Origin of the sequence: Stenotrophomonas sp. CFBP 13725, assembly GCF_014841935.1 — a bacterium.
Taxonomy (GTDB): Bacteria; Pseudomonadota; Gammaproteobacteria; order Xanthomonadales; family Xanthomonadaceae; genus Stenotrophomonas.
Genome location: NZ_JACYUV010000001.1, coordinates 699,278 through 721,626, shown reverse-complemented (window position 1 = coordinate 721,626; position 22,349 = coordinate 699,278). Strand labels below are relative to the sequence as shown.

The window sequence follows — 22,349 nt, the reverse complement described above, 5'->3', positions numbered from 1 at the left end:
GGCACCTAAAGTGCCAGATCTCGAAGAGATAAGAGCCGACTTCAGTCGGCTGCTTGGGGGCGACCGTCCCGGTAGCGCCGAGCCACGCTCGGCGAGCGCAGCGGCAGCGTCATCACGATATGCGTTCGGGGCCACGATACGGATGCGCAGGACAGCAGCCGACTGAAGTCGGCTCTACCAGGTCGGCTCTACTCCGTGCCGGTTACACCGCAGGTGGGGCCGAAACGCCGGCCGCCTTCAGCGGCGCGATCCAGGTAGAGCCGACTTCAGTCGGCTGCTTGGGGGCGACCGCCCCGGTGGCGCCGAGCCACGCTCGGCGAGCGCAGCGGCAGCGTCATCAAGAGCCGCGGCCGTGGCCACGATACGAATGCGCGGGACAGCAGCCGACTGAAGTCGGCTCTACCCAGTCGGCTCTATCCAATGCCGGTTACACCGCGGGCAGGCCGAACAGTCGCTGCGCGTTCGCCGTGGTCGCTTCGGCAAGGGCATCGAGCGAAATGCCGCGTAGCGCCGCAATCTCGCTGGCGATGTGATGCAACCGCGCCGGTTCGTTGCGCTCGCCCCGTATACCGCTGTCCGGCTGATCGGGTGCATCGGTCTCCAGCAGCAATTGTTCCAGCGGCATGTTCTGTACCAGGCGGTGCAGCCGCTGCGCGCGGTCGTAGGTGACCGGTCCGCCCAGGCCGAGCAGGAAGCCGGCCTTGTGCAGCAGCGCGGCCTGTTCGGGGCTGCCGGAGAAGCTGTGCACTACACCGCGCAGCCCGCCAACCCGTCGGATGGCGGCGATCACCGCATCGACGGCGCGCCGTGCATGCACGATGACCGGCAGATCGAAAGCGCGTGCCAACTCCAGCTGTCCCACGAAGTACAACTGCTGCTGCTCCCGGTCCAGGTCCTCGATGAAGAAGTCCAGGCCGCACTCGCCGATGGCACAAGGACGCTCGCGCTCGATCCACTCACGCAGCGTAGCCAGATCGGCAGGGGCGTGGTCGGCGAGGAAGACAGGATGCAACCCATAGGCGGGGAACAACCCCGTGTCCTGCTGGCAGACCGCCCGCAGCTTCGGCCAACTGGCGGCGGTGACGGCGGGTACCACCTGCTGCCGCACCCCGGCCGCGCGTGCCCTTGCCACTACCGCGCTGCGGTCGACATCGAACTCGCCCGCGTCCAGATGGCAATGGCTGTCGATCAGCACGATCAGCGCAGCTCCAACGGCGGCGCCGCAGGTTTGCGCGTTTTCCAGCTCGCCAGCAACAGCGTGCCCATGCCCAGCAGGAGTTCGTCGACAAAGGGAATCGGATCGGGCACCACCAAGGTGATCGCAAACAGCCCGGCAGTGAGCTTGAACAGGGTGGGGAAGCGCAGGCGGCGCGCCCAGCCCAGCACGGGCAGCAGCATCGGATTGGCCATCTTGGATTTCCTCGCGGGACAGGCTGCAAACGCTACCACGGCGTCCGGATGGCCGTTTCCTGAATGGGAGGCGGAAAGATAAAGGTCTTGTCGAGATTCCGTTCAGGGAGCGCGTGCTGCAATCCGCATCGTGAACGTTGCGGGTGGTCCGCAAGGAGCAGGTCATGAAAACTACTACTACTACGGTCTTGGTCGCTGCAGGTGCATTGCTGGTCGGTGGCATTGCCACGGCTGCCTTCATGAAAAGCGGCGACAAGAGCCCGGGTTACGTGACCGCCGCCGATGGAACGGTGCTGCCGGACGCTGCGCTGGCCGATGACGGCGCGCGCACCGACGCGCTGGATGTCGATGCCAAGCGCGGTCTGGAATATGCCGACGTGATGAAGGTCGCCCCGATCACCCAGAAAGAAAAAGCCTATGCGACCGTGATCGGGACCGAGGCGGTGCGCCAGACCTCCAGCACCCAGACCCCCCATGAAGTCTGCGAAGACGTCGTGGTGCAGGAACGACTGCCCGAGCGCGACGGCAACGTGGGTGGCACGGTCGCCGGTGCGGTGATCGGCGGCCTGCTGGGCAACCAGGTAGGCGGCGGCAACGGCCGCAAGGTCGCCACCGCAGCGGGCGCCGTGGCGGGTGGCATGATCGGCAACAACGTCGACAAGCGCCACGTCGGCGGTCGCGTGGTCAATCGCACCGAGCGCCAGTGCCACACCGAAACCACCACCTCCGAGTCCAGCCAGGTCACCGGCTACAACGTGACCTATCGCAACGAAGACGGCACCACCGGGACGATGCGCATGGACAGCAAGCCGGGCACCCGGATCGCCATGGGGACCTCCGATGTGGTCAAGGGCTACGACGTGACCTATCGCTACGACGGCGCTGAGAAGACCATCCGCATGAACGACAAGCCGGCCAGCGATCGTCTGCCGGTGGTCGATGGCCAGCTGGTGACCCAGACCGCTGCAGCCGCGAGCAACCACCAGTAACGCGCTTCACTGACCGCGGTCGCTGTAAGGACGAGGCCGGCGCAAGCCGGCCTTTTCCGTATCCAGCGCTGGCCGCAGCCCGCTTGGCAAGGCGGCGCACAGTTGCCAGACTGCCCAGCACGCGCCGGCGTGGCTGGCGGCCCAGAGGGAGTGCAGTGATGGCGGATGAGCGGGTAGGTCTGACAGTCCATGGGATGTCCGTATCGGGCAACTGCCACAAGGTGCGCCTGCTGCTGGAGCAGCTCGGCACGCGCTATCGCTGGGTAGAGGTGGACAGCGCGCACGGACAGACCCACGAGCCCGGGTTTCTGGCGCTCAACTTGAATGCCAAGGTCCCCGTCGTGGTGCGCGATGACGGGCGGGTACTGCCCGAGTCCAACGCCATTCTGTTCTGGTTGGCGGAAGGCACGCCGTTCCTGTCCAGTGATGGCTGGGAGCGCGCACAGACCCTGCGCTGGATGTTCTTCGAACAGTACAGTCATGAGCCATACGTCGCCGTGGCGCGCTTCATCCGCGGATGGGTGGCTGCGGATTCGCCGCGGCATGCAGAGCTGCCGCAGTTGCGCGAGCGCGCGGCGCAGTCGCTCGCCGTGATGGAGCAGCACCTGGCCGGCGCATCGTGGTTCAGTGGCCGCCAGTACGGGATCGCCGACATCGCACTGTTCGCCTATACGCACGTCGCGGGCGATGGCGGCATTTCCCTGCAGGCGTTTCCGTTGATCAGCGCATGGCTGCACCGTGTCCGCGCGCAGCCTGGGTTCGTGCCGATGCCTGCGGTGACGGCCGAGGTGCAGGCGCGGTTCGACGCGCAATAGCCGGGCCGGTCATGGACCCGCCCTGCGCCACGGGCGACAATGTGCAGGTAGCGTCCCATCGCCCTGGGCGCAGGAAGCAGATGCATGTGTGGATTGGCGGGAATGCTGTTGCCGGCACCTTTGATGGAGGCCGGACCCCTGCAGGCGCTGGCCGGGCGGATGGGCGATGCGCTGCTGCATCGCGGACCGGATGATCGCGGTGTGTGGGCTGATGAAGCGGCGGGCGTGGCCCTCGCACATCGTCGCCTGAGCATCCTCGACCTTTCACCGCTGGGCCACCAGCCGATGGCCTCGGCCGATGGCCGCTACGTGATGGCCTACAACGGCGAGGTCTACAACTTCGCTGCGCTGCGTGCCGAGCTGGAGCCGCATGGCCACCCGTTCCGGGGTCACTCCGATACCGAAGTGCTGCTCGCGGCGATCCTGCAATGGGGGCTGGACGACACCCTGCAGCGCTGCAACGGCATGTTCGCCATCGCGCTCTGGGATCGCCACGAGCAGTGCCTGTGGCTGGCGCGCGATCGCGTCGGCAAGAAACCGCTGTATTACGGCTGGGCGGGCAGCACGCTGGTGTTCGGATCGGAGTTGAAAGCGCTGTGGCAGCATCCCGATTTCGACAACGACATCGACCGCGACGCGCTGACCCTGCTGCTGCGGCTGGACTACATTCCCGCGCCGCACAGCATCCACCAGGCGTGCTTCAAGATGATGCCGGGCCGTGTGCTGCGGCTGGATGCGGCCATGGTGGAGGCGGGCGCCTCCGCGCATCGGCCGGAGCAGGCGCAACGTCCGTTCTGGGACGCGCGTGCGCGCATGCAGGCTGCGTTGGCCAACCCCTTCCGCGGCAGCATCGACGACGCCGAACAGCAGCTCGATACCTTGCTGCAGGATGCGGTTGGCCTGCGCATGGTCGCCGACGTGCCGGTCGGCGTGTTCTTGTCCGGCGGCACCGATTCTTCGCTGGTCGCCGCGCTCATGCAGGCGCAGAGCAGCAAGCCGGTGCACAGCTTCAGCATCGGCTTCAGTGATTCGCACCACGATGAAGCGCCGCTGGCCAAGGAGCTGGCCGCGCACCTGGGTTGCGACCACACCGAGCTGTATGTCAGTGGGGCCGATGCGTTGGCGGTGGTGCCGCAGCTGCCGACGATGTTCGATGAACCCTTTGCCGACGCCTCGCAGGTACCGACGGCCCTGGTGGCCCGGCTGGCGCGGCAGGGCGTCACCGTGGCGTTGTCCGGTGACGGCGGCGATGAACTGTTCTTCGGCTACATGCGCTACGTGCGCGCGCTGCGCAACTGGCAGATGCTCGGCCGTGTCCCGGCCCCGCTGCGGCGCTGGCTGGGTGCGCGTTCGACGGGGCAGGGCGAGGCCTCGCGCACGGGGGGGCTTGCGGCATTGCTGGCCGAGACCGGCGCGCGCGGCATCGGCGATGTGTACCGCAACCGGATCTCACGCTGGCGCGACCCGCTGGCTGCCGTGCAGGGTGCCCGCGGGGCAGGGAGTTTCTATGACCTGGCCGATCCGCTGCATGGCGCCGGCACACCCGCCGACGCGATGATGCTGGCCGATTTCGTGAGCTATCTGCCCGATGACCTGCTGTGCAAGGTCGACCGCACCTCGATGGCGGTCAGCCTGGAAGCGCGTGCGCCCCTGCTGGACTGGCGGGTGGCTGAGTTTGCGTGGTCGTTGCCGCTGGCGTTCAAGCGCCAGGACGATGTGAGCAAGGTACTGCTGAAGCGCGTACTGGGACGCTATGTGCCGCAGTCGATGGTGCACCGACCCAAGCGCGGGTTCGGCGCGCCGGTCAGCGACTGGCTGCGTGGCGACCTGCGCCCGTGGGCCGAGGCGCTGCTGGATCCGGGCCGGCTGCAGCGCGAGGGCGTGCTGTCCGCTGCGGCCATCCAGCCGCTGTGGCAGCAGTTCATCGGCGGCCAGCGCAAGTGGCATACCCACCTGTGGAACGTGCTGATGTTCCAGGCGTGGCAGGCGCACTGGCGTGAGACGCGCGACAGCATCCCTGCAGCCAGTCGGCAGGGCGGATCTGTGTGACTGCGCGAGCGGGCAACATGGGCCTGCTCGCGTGCCTTCACCCAGCCACAAGGCGGTCGCCACTAGGGTGAAACATCCCCAACGCGAGACCATCCCATGGCCGAGTTCACCATTGCCGTCCTTGTCGGCAGCCTTCGAAAAGAGTCGATCAACCGCAAGCTGGCGCGCGCGCTGGAAAAACTGGCAGCGGGCAAGGCGCGCTTCGACTTCGTGCAGATCGGCGACCTGCCGCTGTATGACCAGGATTTCGACAGCGACTATCCGGCCGAAGGCAAGCGGCTGAAGGACCAGATCAAGCAGGCGGACGCCGTGCTGTTCGTCAGCCCTGAATACAATCGCTCCGTGCCCGGTGTGCTGAAGAACGCCATCGACATCGGTTCCCGGCCGTATGGACACAGCGCGTTCGCTGGCAAGCCCGCCGCCGTGATCGGTGCCTCCATCGGCGTCATCGGGACGGCGGTCGCCCAGCAGCACCTGCGCAACATCCTGGCCTACCTGGACATGCAGGTGCTGGGTCAGCCAGAGGCCTTCCTGCATTTCAAGGAAGGGCTGATCGATGACAACGGCACGATCACCAACGAAGGGACGCAGAAATTCCTGCAGGACTTCGTCGACCGTTTCATCGCGCTGGTGCAGGTCCACGCCAAGGCTGCCTGAACACCCCTGTCGCGGTCGCCGGCTGGCGGCCGCGATCTGCGATAATGCACCACGCGGGCGTCGCAACGATGCCTGCCATCGGCACCACGACATCGCAGCGCCACGTTGGTCATGCACCGGTGGATATCCCCCGTTTGCCCACGGCTTATCCACAGGCTTGTCCATGGCGGCAGGGGTTCGCGCGTGCCTACACTGATCTCGCCAACCCGTAGGAAATTCCGCCGTATGTCTGCCCGTTCCGGCTTCCGTTCCGACCGTCGTGAGCGTTCCGACCGCCACGACCGCGATGACTCGCGCATTGATTCGCTGCGTGTGCCGCCGCATTCGGTTGAAGCCGAACAGGCCGTGCTGGGCGGCCTGATGCTCGCGCCGGAGGCCTTCGACCGCGTCAATGAGCAACTGGCCGAGGGAGACTTCTACCGGCGCGACCACCAGATGATCTACCGCGCCATCCGCGAGCTGTCCGAGCGTGACCGTCCGTTCGATGCGGTCACGCTGGGCGAGTGGTTCGAGTCGCAGGGCAAGATGGAGCTGGTCGGCGACGGTGCCTACCTCATCGAGCTGGCCAGCACCACGCCATCGGCGGCGAACATCGTGGCCTACGCGGAGATCGTGCGTGACAAGGCGGTGCTGCGCCAGTTGATCCAGGTCGGCACGGACATCGTCAACGACGGCTTCCAGCCCGAAGGCCGCGAAAGCAGCGAACTGCTGGCCAGCGCGGAAAAATCCGTGTTCGCCATCGCCGAGCAGGGCGCTCGCGGCCGGACGGATTTCGTGGCGATGCCGGGTGCGCTGAAGGACGCCTTCGAGGAGCTGCGCAACCGCTTCGAGAACGGCGGCAACATCACCGGCCTGCCGACCGGGTACAACGATTTCGATGCGATGACTGCCGGCCTGCAACCGACCGACCTGATCATCCTCGCGGCACGTCCCGCGATGGGCAAGACGACCCTGGCGCTGAACATCGCCGAGTACGCAGCGATCAAGTCGAAGAAGGGTGTCGCGATCTTCTCGATGGAAATGTCGGCCTCGCAGTTGGCGATGCGCCTGATTTCATCGAATGGCCGCATCAACGCCCAGCGCCTGCGCACCGGCCAGCTGGAAGATGAGGATTGGAGCCGGGTGACCGGCGCCATCCGCATGCTGAAAGAGACCAAGATCTTCATCGACGATACGCCCGGCGTGTCGCCGGAGATCCTGCGGTCCAAATGCCGTCGTCTGAAGCGCGAGCATGACCTGGGCCTGATCGTGATCGACTACCTGCAGCTGATGAGCGTGCCGGGCAACAGCGAAAACCGCGCGACGGAAATCTCCGAAATCTCGCGAGGCCTGAAGGGCCTGGCGAAGGAACTCAACGTGCCGGTGATCGCGCTGTCCCAGCTCAACCGATCGCTGGAAACGCGTACCGACAAGCGCCCGGTGATGGCCGATCTTCGCGAATCCGGCGCTATCGAGCAGGATGCGGACATGATCGTCTTCATCTACCGCGATGATTACTACAACAAGGAAAACTCGCCGGACAAGGGCTTGGCCGAGATCATCATCGGCAAGCACCGTGGTGGCCCCACCGGCTCGTGCAAACTGAAGTTCTTTGGTGAGTACACCCGGTTCGACAACCTGTCGCACGATTCGGTGGGGTCGTTCGAGTAAGGGCATAGCGCCGAGCCTTGCTCGGCCGCCGTACGTCTGCCGCCACACCGTCCGCTCGCTACGCGCATTCCGCCGAGCATGGCTCGGCGCTACCAGCATCATGGATGCGCGCGCGGGGTTCGTCGGCGCATCCGGCGTTTCGTCGCATCCCGCTTGCACCGCGCACAGCGGGAGGGAAGGATGGTCTCCAGGCGGCGCGGTGCCGTCGTAGGAGCCCCTGTCATGAAGACCCTGTTCGCGCTCGGCGTGTGGTGCCTGCTGTTCGTGCTGTGCTGGCCGCTGGCGATACTCGCCCTGATCGCGTGGCCGTTGGTGTGGTTGATCAGCCTGCCGTTCCGCCTGGTGGGAGTGACCCTGTCGGCCGTGTTCGCGTTCCTGTCGGCGGTGTTGATGCTGCCCGCGCGCCTGCTCGGCGGTGGGCGACAGCCAGCCCCCGCTCGGTAGAGCCGACTTCAGTCGGCTGGCCGTCGTCGGTGATGCACCCCGCAGCCGGCCGGCCTGACAGCCGCCGCTCGGTAGAGCTGACTTCAGTCGGCTGGCCGTCGTCGGTCATGCACCCCGCAGCCGACTGAAGTCGGCTCTACCCAAGGCAAAGCAGCCGGCCGGCCTGACAGCCGCCGCTCGGTAGAGCCGACTTCAGTCGGCTGGCGGTCGTAGGTCATGCACCCCGCAGCCGACTGAAGTCGGCTCTACCCAGGGCAAAGCAGCCGGCCGGCCTGACAGCCGCCGCTCGGTAGAGCCGACTTCAGTCGGCTGGTCGTCGTCGGTCATGCAACCGGCAGCCGACTGAAGTCGGCTCTACCCCACGGCAAAGCAGCCGGCCGGCACCCTGAGGCCACAAAAAAAACCCCGCCGAAGCGGGGTTTTTCGTTACGCCACCAAGGCCGTATCAGTTCGCCTTGTGGATCGCGCGCTTGCTGACGGCCATCGCCGCGTCGTGCACCACTTCCGACAGTGACGGATGGGCGTGGCAGATGCGCGCCAGATCATCGGCCGAACCGCTGAACTCCATGGTCAGCACGCCTTCGTGCACCAGCTCGGACACATTCGCGCCGACCAGGTGCATGCCTAGGATGCGATCGGTTTCGGCATGTGCCAGCACCTTGACGAAGCCGGTCGGCTCGATCATCGCAACCGCACGGCCATTGGCGGCGAACGGGAAGCTGCCGGCCTTGTACGGAATGCCTTCCGCCTTCAGCTGCTGCTCGGTCTTGCCGACCCAGGCCAGCTCCGGCTCGGTGTAGATGACCCACGGGATGGTGTCGAAGTTGACGTGGCCCGGCAGGCCCGCGATCAGCTCGGCCACGGCGATGCCTTCCTCGAAGCCCTTGTGTGCCAGCATCGGGCCGCGCACGCAGTCACCGACCGCCCACACGCCGTTGACGCCGGTATGGCAGTGCGCGTCCACTTCGATCTGGCCACGCTCGTTGATCTTGACGCCGGTGCCTTCAGCCAGCAGACCCTTGGTCGCCGCGCGACGGCCGACGGCCACCAGCAGCTTGTCCACGGTCAGCGACTTCTCGCCTTCGCTGTCGGTGTAGGTCAGCGCGACTTCGGCCTTCTTGCCCTTGCCGGTGACTTCAGCCTTGGACACCTTGGCGCCCAGCTTGATGTCCAGGCCCTGCTTCTTGAACTCCTTCAGCGCGACCTTGCCCACTTCGGCGTCGGCGGCGGCCAGGAAGTCCGGCAGTGCTTCCAGGATCGTCACTTCCGACCCCAGGCGCTTCCACACGCTGCCCAGTTCCAGGCCGATCACACCGGCGCCGATCACGGCCAGGCGCTTCGGGACTTCGGTGAAATCCAGGCCGCCGACGTTGTCGACGATGGTCTCACCGTCGAACTTGGCGAACGGCAGTTCGATCGAGTCCGAACCGGCGGCGATGATCACGTTGGTGCCTTTCAGCTCGACGATCGAGCCGTCGTGCTGGGTCACCTTGACCACGTTGTCCTTCTGCAGCTCGCCGAAACCGTAATACGCAGCCACCTTGTTCGCCTTGAACAGCATGGCGATGCCACCGGTGAACTGCTTGACGATCTTGTCCTTGCGGCCAACCATCGCCTCGACGTCCATCTTGGCATCCTTGAAGCTGATGCCGTGGTCGCCAAAGATGTGGCCCATGTTCCAGTACTGGCGCGAGGAATCCAGCAGCGCCTTGGACGGGATGCAGCCCACGCGCAGGCAGGTGCCGCCGAGTGCCGGCTTGCCGTCCTTGCCCAGCGCCGCGTCGATGCAGGCCGTCTTCAGGCCCAGCTGCGCGGCACGGATGGCGGCGTGGTAACCGGCCGGGCCGGCACCGATGACGACGACGTCGAATTGTTCAGCCATTTGAAGGTTCCTTGTTGCATTCCTCGACCCGTGGAACGGATCGGTGGCGCGAGGCGCCGGGAGGCGGGCAGGGCGGTGGCCGTGCCCCTGAATCGACAGACCCCTCCCGCGGGCGGGAGGGGTCGGCGGGTCTTACAGGCCGAACAGCATGCGGCCCGGGTTTTCCAGCTGGTTCTTGATGTCCACCAGGAACTGCACCGAATCCTTGCCGTCGATGATGCGGTGGTCGTAGGACAGCGCCAGGTACATCATCGGCGCGATCACGACCTGGCCGTTCTCGGCGATCGGACGTTCCTTGATCGCGTGCATGCCCAGGATGGCGCTCTGCGGCGGGTTGATGATCGGGGTGGACAGCAGCGAACCGAAGGTGCCGCCGTTGGTCACGGTGAAGGTGCCGCCCTGCAGGTCGTCCAGGCTCAGCTTGCCGTCACGCGCCTTCTTGGCGTACTCGGCGATGCCCTTTTCGATATCGGCGAACGACTGGCGTTCGACGTTGCGCAGTACCGGAGTGACCAGGCCCTTTTCGGTGGACACCGCGATGGAGATGTCCGAGAAGCCGTGATAGATGATGTCGCTGCCGTCGATGGACGCATTGACCAGCGGGAAGCGCTGCAGCGCGTTGGCGGCGGCCTTGACGAAGAAGCTCATGAAGCCGAGCTTGATGCCGTGCGCCTTCTGGAACTCTTCCTGCAGTTCCTTGCGCGCGGCCGATACCTTGGCGAGGTTGACCTCGTTGAAGGTGGTCAGCATCGCGGTGCCGTTCTTGGATTCCATCAGGCGGTCGGCGATGCGCTTGCGCATGCGGGTCATCGGCACGCGTTCTTCCGGACGCGCACCACCGGCCTTGCCAGCGCCGCCGTTGCGGGCGTAGTTGACGATGTCTTCCTTGGTCACCGCGCCACGACGACCGGTACCGTCAACGTCAGCCGGGTTCACACCTTCGGTGATCGCCGAGAAACGGGCGCCCGGGGGCAGCGAATCGGCGGCGGACTTCGCAGCCGGTGCCGGAGCGGCAGCGGCCTTCGGTGCGTCGGTGGCCTGTGCCGGTGCAGCTTCGGCCTTCTTTTCTTCAGCGGCCGGGGCCGGGGCTGCGGCTTCAGCCACGGCACCTTCCTCGATGATCGCCAGCACCTGGGAGCTGGTGACGGTGTCACCTTCCTGGAACTTGATTTCCTTCAGCACGCCGTCGACGGTCGACGGGACTTCCAGAACGACCTTGTCGGTCTCCAGGTCAACCAGATTCTCGTCACGCTTGACGGCGTCGCCGACCTTCTTGTGCCAGGTGGCGATGGTGCCGTCGGAGACGGATTCGGGCAGTACCGGGACTTTGACTTCGGTGGCCATGCGGGGGCTTCCTGGGTTCTTTTTTCGTGGAATGGGGAGGTTATTCGGCGACCGAGTCGTCGAACGGGTTGACCAGCGCATCGGCGACCAGCTTCTGCTGCTCGATGACGTGGTCAGCCATGTGGCCGGCTGCCGGCGATGCCGACCGTGCACGACCTGCGTAATGGAGGTTCTGGCCTTCGCCGACGCAGAACTGCAGGTGGTGGCGGATCTGGTACCACGCACCCTGGTTCTGCGGCTCTTCCTGCGTCCACACCACGTCGGTGGCATTGCCGTACTTCTTCAGTTCGGCAGCCAGCAGCGCGCGCGGGAACGGGTACAGCTGCTCCACGCGGATGATCGCCACGTCGTCCTGGCCCCGCTTGGTCTGGTCTTCCAGCAGGTCGTAGTAGACCTTGCCCGAGCACAGCACCACGCGCTTGACCTTCTTCGGATCTGCCTTGGCATCACCGATGAGGTGCTGGAACTCGCCATTGGCCAGTTCTTCCAGCGTCGACACGGCCAGCTTGTGGCGCAGCAGCGACTTGGGCGACATCACGATCAGCGGCTTGCGCGTGGTCAGGTGCTGCTGGCGACGCAGCATGTGGAAGGCCTGCGCCGGCGTGGACGGGACCACCACCAGCATGTTCTCCAGCGCGCACAGCTGCAGGAAGCGCTCAAGGCGTGCCGAGCTGTGTTCCGGACCCTGGCCTTCATACCCATGCGGCAAAAGCAGGGTCAGACCGGTCAGGCGGCCCCACTTGGCTTCACCGGCGGCGATGAACTGGTCGATCACCACCTGGGCGCCGTTGGCGAAATCGCCGAACTGGCCTTCCCAGATGCACAGGGTGCCCGGGTCGGTGGTGGAGAACCCGTACTCGAATGCCATCACGGCTTCTTCGCTGAGCAGCGAATCGATGATGGTGGCTTTTTCCGGCGCGTCCACCAGCTGCCGCAGCGGCAGGTAGTAGTTGTCGGTGTTCTGGTCGTGCAGGATCGCGTGGCGGTGCGTGAACGTACCGCGGCCGACGTCCTGACCGACCAGACGCAGGCGATGGCCTTCGTCGAGCAGGGTGGCGTAGGCCAGGTTTTCCGCAAAGCCCCAGTCGCCCGGAATCTCGCCGGCGGCCATCTTGCGACGGTCGTCATACACCTTGGCGACGCGCGAATGGACCTGCACGCTTTCCGGGATGGTGGTGATCCGCTTGGCCAGATCGGTCAGCTTCTCCATGCCCACCGCGGTGCTGATGCTGTCCGACAGCTTTCCGTCCAGCAGCTTCGGCCAGTCCACGAACAGCGGGCTGGTCGGCGGGGTCTTCTCCACCTTGGCCAGCTCGGTGGTGTACTCGCCGCTGTCCAGCTTGACGCGGTAGCCATCCACCAGTGCCTTGCCGCCACCGGACTCAATCACGCCGGCCTGCTCAAGCTGCTCGGCGTACATCTCACGGGTGGTCTTGTGCTTGCGGATCACCTGGTACATCAACGGCTGGGTGATGGCCGGTTCGTCGGCTTCGTTATGGCCCCAGCGGCGGTAGCACATCAGGTCGATGACCACGTCCTTGGCAAACTTCTGCCGGAACTCGAAGGCCAGCTTGGCAGCGAACACCACGGCCTCGGGATCATCACCATTCACGTGGAAGACCGGTGCGGCGATCATCTTGGCCACATCGGTGCAGTACAGCGTGGAGCGCGAGTCTTCCGGGTTCGACGTGGTGAAGCCGACCTGGTTGTTGACCACGATGTGCACGGTGCCGCCGACGGCGAAACCGCGCGCCTGCGACATCTGGAACAGCTCCATCACCACGCCCTGACCGGCAAACGCCGCATCACCGTGGATCAGGATCGGCATCACCTGCTTGCGCTCGGTGTCGCTGCGGCGTTCCTGGCGCGACCGCACCGAACCGGCCACCACCGGATCGGCGATTTCCAGGTGCGACGGGTTGAACGCCAGCGCCAGATGAACCGGGCCGCCGTCAGTGCTGACATCGGCGGAGAAGCCCATGTGGTACTTCACGTCACCAGCGGAGGCATGGTTGTCGTGCTCGAACTTGCCTTCGAATTCGTCGAACAGCTTGCGCGGGTTCTTGCCCAGCGTATTGACCAGCACGTTCAAGCGGCCACGATGGGCCATGCCGATCACCACGTCCTTGACGCCGTCCTTGCCGGCATCACGGATGATGGTGTCCATCATCGGGATCAGCGCGTCGCCGCCTTCCAGCGAGAAGCGCTTCTGGCCCACGTACTTGGTGTGCAGGTAACGTTCCAGGCCCTCCGCAGCGGTCAGGCGCTCCAGCGTGCGGCGCTTGGTCTCTGCATCCAGCGCGTAGTCGCCACCGGCGAGCTCGAGCTTTTTGTAGATCCACTGGCGCTGCTCGACCTCGGAGATGTGCATGAACTCCGCACCGATCGAACCGGTGTAGGTCGCCTTCAGGCGCGCCAACAGGTCACGCAGTTTCATGCGCGGCTGGCCACCGACGCCGCCGGTGCTGAACTCTGCGTTCAGGTCACCATCGGACAGGCTGTGGAAGGGCAGGCCCAGGTCCGGCGGGTTGGTCGGTTCGGCCAGGCCGAGCGGATCCAGGCGCGCACCGAGGTGGCCACGCGAACGGTAGGCGGTGATCAGGCGGCCGACATTGCGCTCGCGCTCGTCACCGGCACCTTCGCCCGTACCGCTCTTCAGCGCACCCTTGGCGGCGTCTGCGATGTGCGCAATGACGGCCGAGTGCGGGATGTCACCGGCTTCGCGACCCTGGAAGCCATCGAAGTAGGCCTTCCATTTGGGATCGACACTGTCCGGCGAGACGAGGTACTGCTCGTACAGATCCTCGACATAGGAGGCGTTGCCGCCGGCGAGTTGCGATGATTGCGCAAACTGCTTCAGTAGATTGTCCACGATGGAGAGTGATTATTCGCTTGTGGGGTAGGGCTCTGGAAGTACCCGGCCGACTGGATGAATAGCCATGCACGGGCGCGTTCAAACACTTGAATTGTACCCCCATCCGCCGAATGAAGGGGCGCTGCGGGGTGCTTTGGGTGGCTTGCCGTGCCGCTGGCAGACAGGTTGCAGTGGGGTGCCAGGCTCAGATCCCGAGAGCCCGCAGCTCGTTGCATTCGCGCGAACGGTCCCAGACCCGCTGCAATTGTTGCTCGAACGGCTGCGAACGTGATGGCAGGGCAATGCCCGCTTCGCCGTCCAGTCGATGGCCCATCAGACGAAAGTAGTAGTCGCCGCTGTCATTGCAGGCACAGGCCGATGCCAGTGCGCGGTCGACCGGGTCGCTGACCTCGCGGAACTGGAAGACGCTGGGCAGCCGTTGCGCCAGCGCCAGCAGCGGTGCGCCCGCTGCCTGCACCGCGGCCGCATCGTGCACGATCACCCGCACCTGCTTGTCGTGCGTACGGGTGGCAAAGCGTCGCAGCGCCTGCTGCACGGCGGGTGCGTCCAGCAGGCCGGGGTCCAGCTGGCGGCTGTGGATCCACAGGCGGCGGCGCGCGCGATGGAGGATGGCCGTGGTCACCGCCAGCGCGGCCTCGCGACCTTCTACCGCGATCGGTGCACCCAGCGCGCGGCGCATCTGCAGGTGGGTGATGCCGGCCTCTTCGAACCGGCCGCCCTCCGGCACGAAGCCCTGCCGCGCATAGAAGTCGCAGGCGGGCAACTGCGCATGCAGGCTGACCTGTGGCAGGCCGGCGTCCATGGCTGCCTGCACCAAGGCCTGCAGCAGCGCTTCGCCCACGCCCCGGCCGCGCCATCCCGGCAGCACCGCCATCCGGCCGATGCGGCCATCGGGCAGCAGGCGGCCGGTACCGATCGGCGCGCCGTCGGCGTCGCGGGCCAGTACCTGCACGCAGACCGCGTCCAGTTCGTCGCGCTCCAGATCAGCGGGCACGCCCTGCTCGACGACGAACACCTGCTGGCGCACGCGGTGAAGGTCGGCGTGGTGGAGCGCATAGTCAGCGCGCTCGACGTGGAAGGCCGTCATGCTCAGTGGCGGCGCTGGCCGGCGCCGTCCTCCTGCTCGTCTTCTTCATCGTCCTCGTCGAAGCTCACCACCACTTCCACGCCGTCTTCGTGCACGTTGACTTCGCGCACATCGTCGGAGAAGTCGTCGACCTCGATGGTCTCGACCGTTTCCACCGCCGCGACCACCTCCGCGCTCGCATCCAGCACGTCGTCCTGCTCGTCGTCCGTATCGCGGGGATCGGTGAGCTGGTAGAAGCCCAGCACCATCAGCTCCTGCAGCGCCTGGCGCCCCTTCGCCGACAGGCCGCGCCAAGCTGCCTCGTCCAGCCGTTCGGCCGCCGCGATGCGCTGCGCGTCCTTGACCGGCACACTCAGGTCCAGGCCGCTGCAATACAGGCTGGCACCGCGCTTGGCACGACGCCATGCCAGCCGCGCCCAGGGGTGCCGTTCCAGCAGCAGCCCATGCGCCAGCGCCTGGTCGACCTCGTCCAACGACGGTGCCGGCCCGCTGGGCATGACCTCACCGGCGGCCCGGTAGGTGGTGATGAACCGGCCGAACCAGTCACCCAGCTTGTCCGGGTCATTCATCCGGATGGCATTGAGCGCGGCGACGACCCGGTTCATGGCCGCCACGTCGATTTCGTTGGGATCTTCCGGCAGCTTGAGGTCCGGGTCCTGATAGCGGATGGACTCGTCGGCGTCCACGACCAGCGTATCCAGGTAATCGCTGATCAGCTCGGCCGAGGCCGGCGCGCGCATGCCGAAGGAGAACGTCAGGCACGCATCCTCGGCCACGCCGTTGTGCGGTACGTTCGGCGGCAGGTAGAGCATGTCGCCCGGCGCCAGCACCCAGTCGTGGGTCGGCTTGAATTTCGTGAGCTGCTTGAGCTCGATGTCCGGGCGGAAATCCAGCGCTGGCCGCTTGCCCTTGGTGGATTCGCTGGCGTCGATCTGCCAGCGCCGGTGGCCGTGGCCCTGCAGCAGGAACACGTCGTACTGGTCCACGTGCGCGCCCACCGAGCCGCCGGCGGCAGCGAAGCTGATCATCACGTCGTCCATCCGCCAGCGGGGCAGGAAGTCGAACCGTGCGATCAGCGCCCGCACGTCCGGGTCCCACTTGTCCACGTCCTGCACCAGCAGGGTCCAGTCCTGTTCGGGCAGGGCAGGGAACACCGCTTCCTGGAAGGGACCGGTACGCACGCGCCAGCCGTCGGTGCCGCGGTCGTGTTCGATCAGGCGGGCCAGCACGCCGTCTTCGCAGGCCAGGCCCGCCAGGTCTTCCGGGGTCACCGGGGTCTGGAAATCAGCGAAGGCGTTGCGGATCAGCAGCGGGCGCTTCTGCCAGTAGTCGCGCAGGAAGGTCGCGGGGGCCATGCCCAGCGGCTTGGCGGCGGTCGCGTGGACTTCGATGGCGAAGGGCTTGGGGCGGGGTGCGGGTGTGCGTGCGGCCATGGGGGAGATCCTTGCAGCGGAAACAGGGGGCGGCCTGTCGGGGCCGCTGATGGCCTATTGTCCGCGCTCGGGCGGGGTGGTGTCGAACGGGTGGAACCCCCTCGCGGTGGGCGGCTGCGAAAGCGGGTTACGTGCTTGGGGCCGGGCGGTGGGGCTGGGCGGGGGACGGCAAGAGCCGCATCCATGCGGGCCTCGTTTCGCGCCATCCATGGCGCTCAACGCCCCCGCCCAGCCCCACCGCCCGGCCCCCTGACAGGGTCCGGGGCCGCCCACCGCGTATGAAAAAAGAGAAAAGCGGTAGCGCCGACCCATGGTCGGCGGAAACCAGCAGATCCCATCCCCCCAAGAACCCGCCGACCATGGGTCGGCGCTACCGAAATCGGGAGGCACCACGGTCCCAAGGCCGCGATGGACCTGTCGAAGGTGGGGCGGGGGTGGGCTGGCGGGGGCGTTAAGCGCCATGGATGGCGCGCAACGAGGCCCGCAGGATGCGGCTCTTGCCGTCCCCCGCCAGGCCAGCCCCGCCCCGCCAACACGCAGCCCTGCTGCTTTTGACGTTGTTTTTGACGTTGCTGTTGCTTGAAAAGCAGGTGCCGGGCGCAGCCCGGCACACTCAGATTGCGCGGGCGAGGTCGGCCGCCAGGCCGGCGTAGCCGCCTGGGGTCAGTTCGCGCAGGCGCTGCTTGGCGTCCTCCGGCAGTTCCAGCGATTCCACGAACGCGCGCATCGACTCGGCCGTGATGCCCTGGCCGCGGGTCAGCGCCTTCAGCTGTTCGTACGGATTGGGCAGGCCATGGCGACGCATCACCGTCTGCACGGCCTCGGCCAGCACTTCCCACGCACCGTCCAGGTCCGCATCCAGACGCTGCGGGTTCACTTCCAGCTTGCCGATGCCCTTGGCCAACGAATCCAGCGCCACCTGGGTGTGGCCGAACGCCGTGCCCAGTGCCCGCAGCACGGTGGAGTCGGTCAGGTCACGCTGCCAGCGGCTGATCGGCAGCTTGGCGCTGAAATGCTCGAACAACGCGTTGGCGATGCCGAAGTTGCCCTCGGCGTTCTCGAAGTCGATCGGGTTGACCTTGTGCGGCATGGTGGACGAGCCGACCTCGCCTTCCTTCAGGCGCTGCTTGAAGTAGCCCAGCGAGATGTAGCCCCACACGTCGCGGGAGAGGTCGATCAGGATGGTGTTGGCGCGACGTGCGGCATCACCGATCTCGGCCACGTTGTCATGCGGCTCGATCTGCGTGGTGTACGGGTTGAACACCAGGCCCAGGCCTTCGACGAAGCGCTGGGCAAACAGCGGCCAGTCCACGTCCGGGTAGCTGACCACGTGCGCGTTGTAGTTGCCCACTGCGCCGTTGATCTTGCCGGTCAGCTCGACCGCGGCGATCTGACGACGCTGGCGCTCCAGGCGGGCAACCACGTTGGCCAGCTCTTTGCCCAGGGTGGTCGGCGAGGCGGTCTGGCCGTGGGTGCGCGACAGCATCGGCTGCGCGGCCTGTGCATGGGCGAGGCTGCGCAGCGATGCCGCGATGCCATCGAGGGTCGGCAGCAGCACCTCGCGGCGGGCCTGCTCCAGCATCAGGCCGTAGCTGAGGTTGTTGATGTCTTCGCTGGTGCAGGCGAAGTGCACGAACTCCAGCGCCGGGGCCAGCTCGGCATCGTCCTTCAGCTGTTCCTTGATGAAGTATTCCACCGCCTTGACGTCATGGTTGGTGGTGCGCTCGATGTCCTTCACGCGTGCGGCCTGCGCGGGGCTGAAGCCATCGGCCAGCGCGCGCAGGCGGGTGGTAGCGGCTGCCGAGAACGGTGCCAGCTCCACGATGGCCGGTTCGGCGGCGAGCGCCAGCAGCCACTCCACTTCTACCTTGATGCGCGCTTTGATCAGGCCGTACTCGGAAAAGATCGGGCGCAGGGCATCGACCTTGCCGGCATAACGGCCATCGAGCGGGGACAGGGCGAGCAGGGCAGATTCGGACATGTCGGCAGGCAGCTGGGAAACGGCGGGGGGCATAGTCTAATCCAGCTGGGCATGCGGCATGCCCCGCAGGGCACCGCCGGTTGCCGCCGCCCGTGCGTTGACGGCCCGTCGCCATCCCCACGCGGTATCCTGAAGCCAGACGCCAGCCAGGGACTCTGCCCGATGCCAGCCGCAGTGTCCCTTTCCCCCTGAAAGATTGCGGAGTTGATCGATGAGCAAGCGTTCCAGCACCATTTCCAGCACCGGTTTCCGGACCGAACATGACAGCATGGGCGAGCTCCAGGTGCCCGCGGACGCCTTGTGGGGCGCGCAGACCCAGCGTGCCGTGGACAACTTCCCGGTGTCCGGCCAGCGCATGCCGCGGGGCTTCATCCGCGCACTCGGCCTGGTCAAGGGCGCGGCCGCCGAGGTCAATGCCGATCTGGGCCACCTGCCGAAGAACATCGCCAAGGCCGTGCAGTTGGCGGCGGCCGAAGTGGCGGGTGGCGAGTGGGACGCGCACTTCCCGATCGATGTCTACCAGACCGGCTCGGGTACCTCCTCGAACATGAATGCCAACGAGGTCATCGCCACGCTGGCCAACCGCGCCGGCAAGGCGGGCCGCATCACGGTGCACCCCAATGACCATGTCAACCAGGGTCAGAGCTCTAACGATGTGATTCCCACTGCGCTGCGGGTGTCCGCCGCGCTGGCGGCACAGGAAGACCTGCTGCCCGCGCTGGCCCACCTGCGCAAGGTCATCGACCGCAAGGGCCGCAGCCTGCGCAAGGTGGTCAAGACGGGCCGTACCCATCTCATGGATGCGATGCCGCTGACCTTCGAGCAGGAATTCTCGGCGTGGTCGGCCCAGTTGGCGTCGGCACAGGACCGGTTCGACGACAGCCTGAAGCGTCTGCGCCGCCTGCCGTTGGGAGGCACCGCCATCGGTACCGGCATCAACGCCGACCCGCGTTTCGGCGAGCGCGTGGCCAAGGTCCTGAAAAGCAGTACCGGGGTGAAGTTCGAGAGCGCCGCCAACAAGTTCGAAGGGCTCGCCGCGCAGGATGATGCGGTGGAAATCTCCGGCCAGCTCAACGCCCTCGCGGTGGCGCTGATCAAGATCGCCAACGACCTGCGCTGGATGAATGCCGGTCCGTTGGCCGGTCTGGGCGAGATCGAGCTGCCCGCGCTGCAGCCTGGCAGCTCGATCATGCCGGGCAAGGTCAACCCGGTGATTCCGGAAGCTACGGTAATGGCCTGCGCGCAGGTGATCGGCCACCACACGGCGATCACCGTGGCCGGGCAGACGGGCAACTTCCAGTTGAACGTGACCCTGCCGCTGATCGCGGTGAACCTGCTGGACAGCATCAACCTGCTGGCGAATGTGTCACGGCTGCTTGCCGACAGCGCCATCGACGGACTGACCGTGCGCGAGGATCGCGTGCGTGAGGCGCTGGACCGCAATCCGATCCTGGTCACCGCGCTGAATCCGATCATCGGCTATGAAAAAGCGGCGGCGATCGCCAAGCGCGCGTACAAGGAGCAGCGTCCGGTGCTGGACGTCGCATTGGAAGACAGCGGCCTGGAGGAAGCCGAGCTGCGTCGGCTGCTGGATCCGAAGGCCTTGACCGCTGGCGGAATCCCCGCCGGCGGTTGATTTACCGGCGCCGGACGGTCTGCGTCGCCGAGCGTGGCTCGGCGCTCCAGACTGTCCGGATCCCGCGTGATCGGAGGACCCTCAGCGGCGGTCGGCCTGCAGGTTGCCGAACGTCTCGGTGTAATCCTTGAACTCCGGGATCACCTGCACCAGGTCGGCTGGGATCGGATTGCCCCCTTCGGGGGGCACGATCTTCACCGGCTTCCTGTCCGGGTCGGCCGGCGCATCGACCAGCGTGTTCTGCCGCAGTACCTGCAGGTGGCCGAACATCTGCTGCAGCATCTGCTGCTGGTTGGGCTGCAACGGTATCTCGATCTCGTCCACTTTCATGTGGCCGTTGGCCAGGATGATGATGTTGGGCGCTGGCGCGCGGCGCACGGTAACCATCGTGTCGCTGACGGTGATCTTGGGCTTGCTGCGCTCCACGCGGTGGTTGCGGTACTCCTGGTCACAGCCAGCGAGCATCAGGCAGGACAGGGCGGCCAGCAGCAGGAACAGCTTCTTCATGGCGGTCCAAAGAGGGGGAGGGGAGCCGCCTAGTGTAATACCGGTAACGCGCTCCGGCCGCCGCCGCAGGGGCGGTGGCGGCCGGGTGCGCTCATTTGCCGCAGTCGACGATGTCGTTGTGGTCCATCTTCGCGTAAGGCGCAAACTCGGGCAGCGTCGCCGCGAGGGCCTGCTGCGAAGCCATCATCGCCGGCAGCTGGTCGCAGATGCCTTTTGCCTGTTCTTTCATCTTGTCGGCCTCGGCGTTGATGCGCTCTTCGATGCCGTCGGTCTTTCCGCTGAAGACCCCTTTCAGCGCCTCACCGGCTGCCTTGACGCCCAGGTTCGCCCCGGACACGCCGATCTGCATGCCGGCTTCGGCAATGCGTTCGATCTGGTGCCGGTACTCCAGCAGTTGGGCGCGTTGTTCGGCGGTGGTCACCACGTCCTTGCCCTGGATCAGCAAGCCCCCCTGCGGGGTGATCTCCGCCGTCGGCAGCCCGTCGACGGTCAGCTTGAAGTTGGTGGTCGCCATTTCTTTACGCGCCGTGTCGGTGGCTTCCTGCACCGTGCGGCCGATGGTGCTGGTGGAGTCGGTAACCGATTTGGCTGCATCGTTCCCTGCCCGGTCGCAGGCGGTGAGGGACAGGGCGAGCAGGGCAGGCAGGAGCAGGGGGCGCAGGTTCATGATGGGATTCCGTGTCAAAGGATCAGGGGTTACTTGCCACGCGGCAGGCTGACAGTGCCGCGCACGCCGTCATGGCGGATGCTGCCGCTGCCACTGCGTTCGACGGTCAGGTTGCCGCCGACACCGTTGACCCGTACATCCCCCGAGCCGTGTGCGCCGACCTTCAGGTTGCCGGTGATGTCGCGCAGCTCGACGTCACCGGAGCCGACCACGCCGATGTCCGCATTGCCGCCTACCACGCGCACGTCCGCGTCGCCCGATCCGATGGTGTCGATGCGCACGTTGCCGCCGATATCACGCAGGTCCGCATCGCCGGAACCGATGGTGCCCACCTGCAGGTCGCGACGGACATGCGACACCTTGGCGTCGCCAGAGCCGACCGACAGCAGGTTCACGCTCTCGGCGCCGTCGATCATCAGATCGCCCGAGCCCACCGTCGCGTGCACGGCCCCCTGCGTGCGCAGGACATCGGCATCGCCGGAGCCCACGTCCACGCTCAGCGACCGGGCGCCATCGACGTGTGCATCACCGGAACCCACCTTCAGCTGCACCATCACATCGGCCGGCACGCTGCCGCGGATATCCAGCCAGGCATAGCTGTCCGATCCCACCGACCACGACTGCTTGCCCTCGCGGCGCAGGCTCACCACCAGCTTGTCGCCACTGCGCTGCTGGGTCAGCGTCAACTCGCGCAGCCAGTCGGCATTGGAGGCGCAGGCCCGGCCGGACAACTGGGCGGGTCCCTTGCCGGCCAGCAGATGCAGGTCGTGCTGGTTGACCTCGAAGACGACTGTCTTCGCACCGTCAAGCTGCAGGGTGAGGTCCCGCGTCTCGGTGAACTTGCAGGGCGCGTCGTTGGCCAGGGCGGACAGCGGCAGCAGCATCAGCGTGGTGAAAGCGAGCAGGGTACGCATGGCGGGTGG

At 66.3% G+C, this 22,349-nt stretch carries 18 protein-coding genes; 7 read left to right on the top strand and 11 right to left on the bottom strand.

The window, feature by feature from the left end; all coding sequences use genetic code 11:
• Positions 1-427: 427 nt before the first annotated feature.
• The gene (locus IFT65_RS03180) at positions 428-1,201 is read right to left on the bottom strand and encodes a TatD family hydrolase (RefSeq protein ID WP_192080153.1); all 774 of its coding nucleotides are present in this window, start codon (positions 1,199-1,201) and stop codon (positions 428-430) included.
• Positions 1,198-1,410 carry a DUF6116 family protein gene (locus IFT65_RS03175; protein WP_188327238.1) on the bottom strand — a complete coding sequence of 71 codons (213 nt, stop codon included), beginning with the start codon at positions 1,408-1,410 and terminating at the stop codon, positions 1,198-1,200. The genes IFT65_RS03180 and IFT65_RS03175 overlap by 4 nt, the downstream gene beginning before the upstream one ends.
• 164 nt (positions 1,411-1,574) lie before the next feature.
• On the opposite strand from IFT65_RS03175, the gene IFT65_RS03170 reads away from it, so the two are divergent.
• From IFT65_RS03170 to IFT65_RS03145, 6 genes are all read left to right on the top strand, one after another.
• Complete coding sequence (locus IFT65_RS03170) at positions 1,575-2,399, top strand: glycine zipper 2TM domain-containing protein (RefSeq protein ID WP_274602778.1); 825 nt, start codon at positions 1,575-1,577, stop codon at positions 2,397-2,399.
• 158 nt (positions 2,400-2,557) lie between these two features.
• Positions 2,558-3,214, top strand: a complete 657-nt coding sequence (locus IFT65_RS03165; RefSeq protein WP_192080056.1) for a glutathione S-transferase family protein — start codon at positions 2,558-2,560, stop codon at positions 3,212-3,214.
• A gap of 84 nt (positions 3,215-3,298) precedes the next feature.
• Positions 3,299-5,263 carry an asparagine synthase (glutamine-hydrolyzing) gene (asnB, locus tag IFT65_RS03160; protein WP_192080054.1) on the top strand — a complete coding sequence of 655 codons (1,965 nt, stop codon included), beginning with the start codon at positions 3,299-3,301 and terminating at the stop codon, positions 5,261-5,263.
• Between the two features lie 96 nt (positions 5,264-5,359).
• Positions 5,360-5,920 (top strand): NAD(P)H-dependent oxidoreductase, encoded by a 561-nt coding sequence (locus IFT65_RS03155; protein ID WP_192080052.1) that lies wholly within the window; start codon positions 5,360-5,362, stop codon positions 5,918-5,920.
• Between the two features lie 225 nt (positions 5,921-6,145).
• Positions 6,146-7,570, top strand: a complete 1,425-nt coding sequence (locus IFT65_RS03150; RefSeq protein WP_188326875.1) for a replicative DNA helicase — start codon at positions 6,146-6,148, stop codon at positions 7,568-7,570.
• Between the two features lie 222 nt (positions 7,571-7,792).
• Positions 7,793-8,014, top strand: a complete 222-nt coding sequence (locus IFT65_RS03145; protein WP_192080050.1) for a hypothetical protein — start codon at positions 7,793-7,795, stop codon at positions 8,012-8,014.
• Between the two features lie 445 nt (positions 8,015-8,459).
• Here IFT65_RS03145 and lpdA read toward each other — a convergent pair whose 3' ends face one another.
• From lpdA to purB, 6 genes are all read right to left on the bottom strand, one after another.
• Positions 8,460-9,896 carry a dihydrolipoyl dehydrogenase gene (gene lpdA / locus IFT65_RS03140; RefSeq protein WP_188326877.1) on the bottom strand — a complete coding sequence of 479 codons (1,437 nt, stop codon included), beginning with the start codon at positions 9,894-9,896 and terminating at the stop codon, positions 8,460-8,462.
• Positions 9,897-10,028: 132 nt separating this feature from the next.
• Positions 10,029-11,240, bottom strand: a complete 1,212-nt coding sequence (gene sucB / locus IFT65_RS03135; RefSeq protein ID WP_188326878.1) for a dihydrolipoyllysine-residue succinyltransferase — start codon at positions 11,238-11,240, stop codon at positions 10,029-10,031.
• 40 nt (positions 11,241-11,280) lie between these two features.
• On the bottom strand, positions 11,281-14,112 hold the full coding sequence (locus IFT65_RS03130; protein WP_192080048.1) for a 2-oxoglutarate dehydrogenase E1 component: 2,832 nt from the start codon (positions 14,110-14,112) through the stop codon (positions 11,281-11,283).
• 187 nt (positions 14,113-14,299) lie between these two features.
• Positions 14,300-15,202, bottom strand: coding sequence for a GNAT family N-acetyltransferase (locus IFT65_RS03125; RefSeq protein ID WP_192080046.1), 903 nt, complete (start codon positions 15,200-15,202; stop codon positions 14,300-14,302).
• 2 nt (positions 15,203-15,204) lie between these two features.
• Positions 15,205-16,635 carry a cupin domain-containing protein gene (locus IFT65_RS03120; protein ID WP_192080045.1) on the bottom strand — a complete coding sequence of 477 codons (1,431 nt, stop codon included), beginning with the start codon at positions 16,633-16,635 and terminating at the stop codon, positions 15,205-15,207.
• A 613-nt stretch (positions 16,636-17,248) separates the two neighbouring features.
• On the bottom strand, positions 17,249-18,616 hold the full coding sequence (gene purB / locus IFT65_RS03115; RefSeq protein ID WP_188326882.1) for an adenylosuccinate lyase: 1,368 nt from the start codon (positions 18,614-18,616) through the stop codon (positions 17,249-17,251).
• Between the two features lie 211 nt (positions 18,617-18,827).
• Between purB and IFT65_RS03110 the strand changes: the two genes are divergently transcribed.
• Positions 18,828-20,252, top strand: a complete 1,425-nt coding sequence (locus IFT65_RS03110) for a class II fumarate hydratase (protein ID WP_192080043.1) — start codon at positions 18,828-18,830, stop codon at positions 20,250-20,252.
• An 81-nt stretch (positions 20,253-20,333) separates the two neighbouring features.
• Here the strand turns inward: IFT65_RS03110 and IFT65_RS03105 are convergent, their stop codons facing one another.
• From IFT65_RS03105 to IFT65_RS03095, 3 genes are all read right to left on the bottom strand, one after another.
• On the bottom strand, positions 20,334-20,759 hold the full coding sequence (locus IFT65_RS03105; protein ID WP_188326884.1) for a hypothetical protein: 426 nt from the start codon (positions 20,757-20,759) through the stop codon (positions 20,334-20,336).
• 91 nt (positions 20,760-20,850) lie between these two features.
• Positions 20,851-21,426, bottom strand: a complete 576-nt coding sequence (locus tag IFT65_RS03100) for a hypothetical protein (RefSeq protein WP_188326885.1) — start codon at positions 21,424-21,426, stop codon at positions 20,851-20,853.
• A 29-nt stretch (positions 21,427-21,455) separates the two neighbouring features.
• Positions 21,456-22,340, bottom strand: coding sequence for a DUF2807 domain-containing protein (locus IFT65_RS03095; protein ID WP_192080042.1), 885 nt, complete (start codon positions 22,338-22,340; stop codon positions 21,456-21,458).
• Positions 22,341-22,349 lie beyond the last annotated feature (9 nt).

Excerpts from the sequence above, each read along its gene's own strand:
- lpdA (WP_188326877.1), bottom strand. The coding sequence starts at position 9,896 with ATGGCTGAACAATTCGACGTCGTCGTCATCGGTGCCGGCCCGGCCGGT.
- IFT65_RS03095 (WP_192080042.1), bottom strand. The coding sequence starts at position 22,340 with ATGCGTACCCTGCTCGCTTTCACCACGCTGATGCTGCTGCCGCTGTCC.
- IFT65_RS03110 (WP_192080043.1), top strand. The coding sequence starts at position 18,828 with ATGAGCAAGCGTTCCAGCACCATTTCCAGCACCGGTTTCCGGACCGAA.
- IFT65_RS03105 (WP_188326884.1), bottom strand. The coding sequence starts at position 20,759 with ATGAAGAAGCTGTTCCTGCTGCTGGCCGCCCTGTCCTGCCTGATGCTC.
- asnB (WP_192080054.1), top strand. The coding sequence starts at position 3,299 with ATGTGTGGATTGGCGGGAATGCTGTTGCCGGCACCTTTGATGGAGGCC.
- purB (WP_188326882.1), bottom strand. The coding sequence starts at position 18,616 with ATGTCCGAATCTGCCCTGCTCGCCCTGTCCCCGCTCGATGGCCGTTAT.
- IFT65_RS03120 (WP_192080045.1), bottom strand. The coding sequence starts at position 16,635 with ATGGCCGCACGCACACCCGCACCCCGCCCCAAGCCCTTCGCCATCGAA.
- sucB (WP_188326878.1), bottom strand. The coding sequence starts at position 11,240 with ATGGCCACCGAAGTCAAAGTCCCGGTACTGCCCGAATCCGTCTCCGAC.
- IFT65_RS03145 (WP_192080050.1), top strand. The coding sequence starts at position 7,793 with ATGAAGACCCTGTTCGCGCTCGGCGTGTGGTGCCTGCTGTTCGTGCTG.
- IFT65_RS03175 (WP_188327238.1), bottom strand. The coding sequence starts at position 1,410 with ATGGCCAATCCGATGCTGCTGCCCGTGCTGGGCTGGGCGCGCCGCCTG.
- IFT65_RS03125 (WP_192080046.1), bottom strand. The coding sequence starts at position 15,202 with ATGACGGCCTTCCACGTCGAGCGCGCTGACTATGCGCTCCACCACGCC.
- IFT65_RS03100 (WP_188326885.1), bottom strand. The coding sequence starts at position 21,426 with ATGAACCTGCGCCCCCTGCTCCTGCCTGCCCTGCTCGCCCTGTCCCTC.
- IFT65_RS03170 (WP_274602778.1), top strand. The coding sequence starts at position 1,575 with ATGAAAACTACTACTACTACGGTCTTGGTCGCTGCAGGTGCATTGCTG.
- IFT65_RS03165 (WP_192080056.1), top strand. The coding sequence starts at position 2,558 with ATGGCGGATGAGCGGGTAGGTCTGACAGTCCATGGGATGTCCGTATCG.
- IFT65_RS03150 (WP_188326875.1), top strand. The coding sequence starts at position 6,146 with ATGTCTGCCCGTTCCGGCTTCCGTTCCGACCGTCGTGAGCGTTCCGAC.
- IFT65_RS03155 (WP_192080052.1), top strand. The coding sequence starts at position 5,360 with ATGGCCGAGTTCACCATTGCCGTCCTTGTCGGCAGCCTTCGAAAAGAG.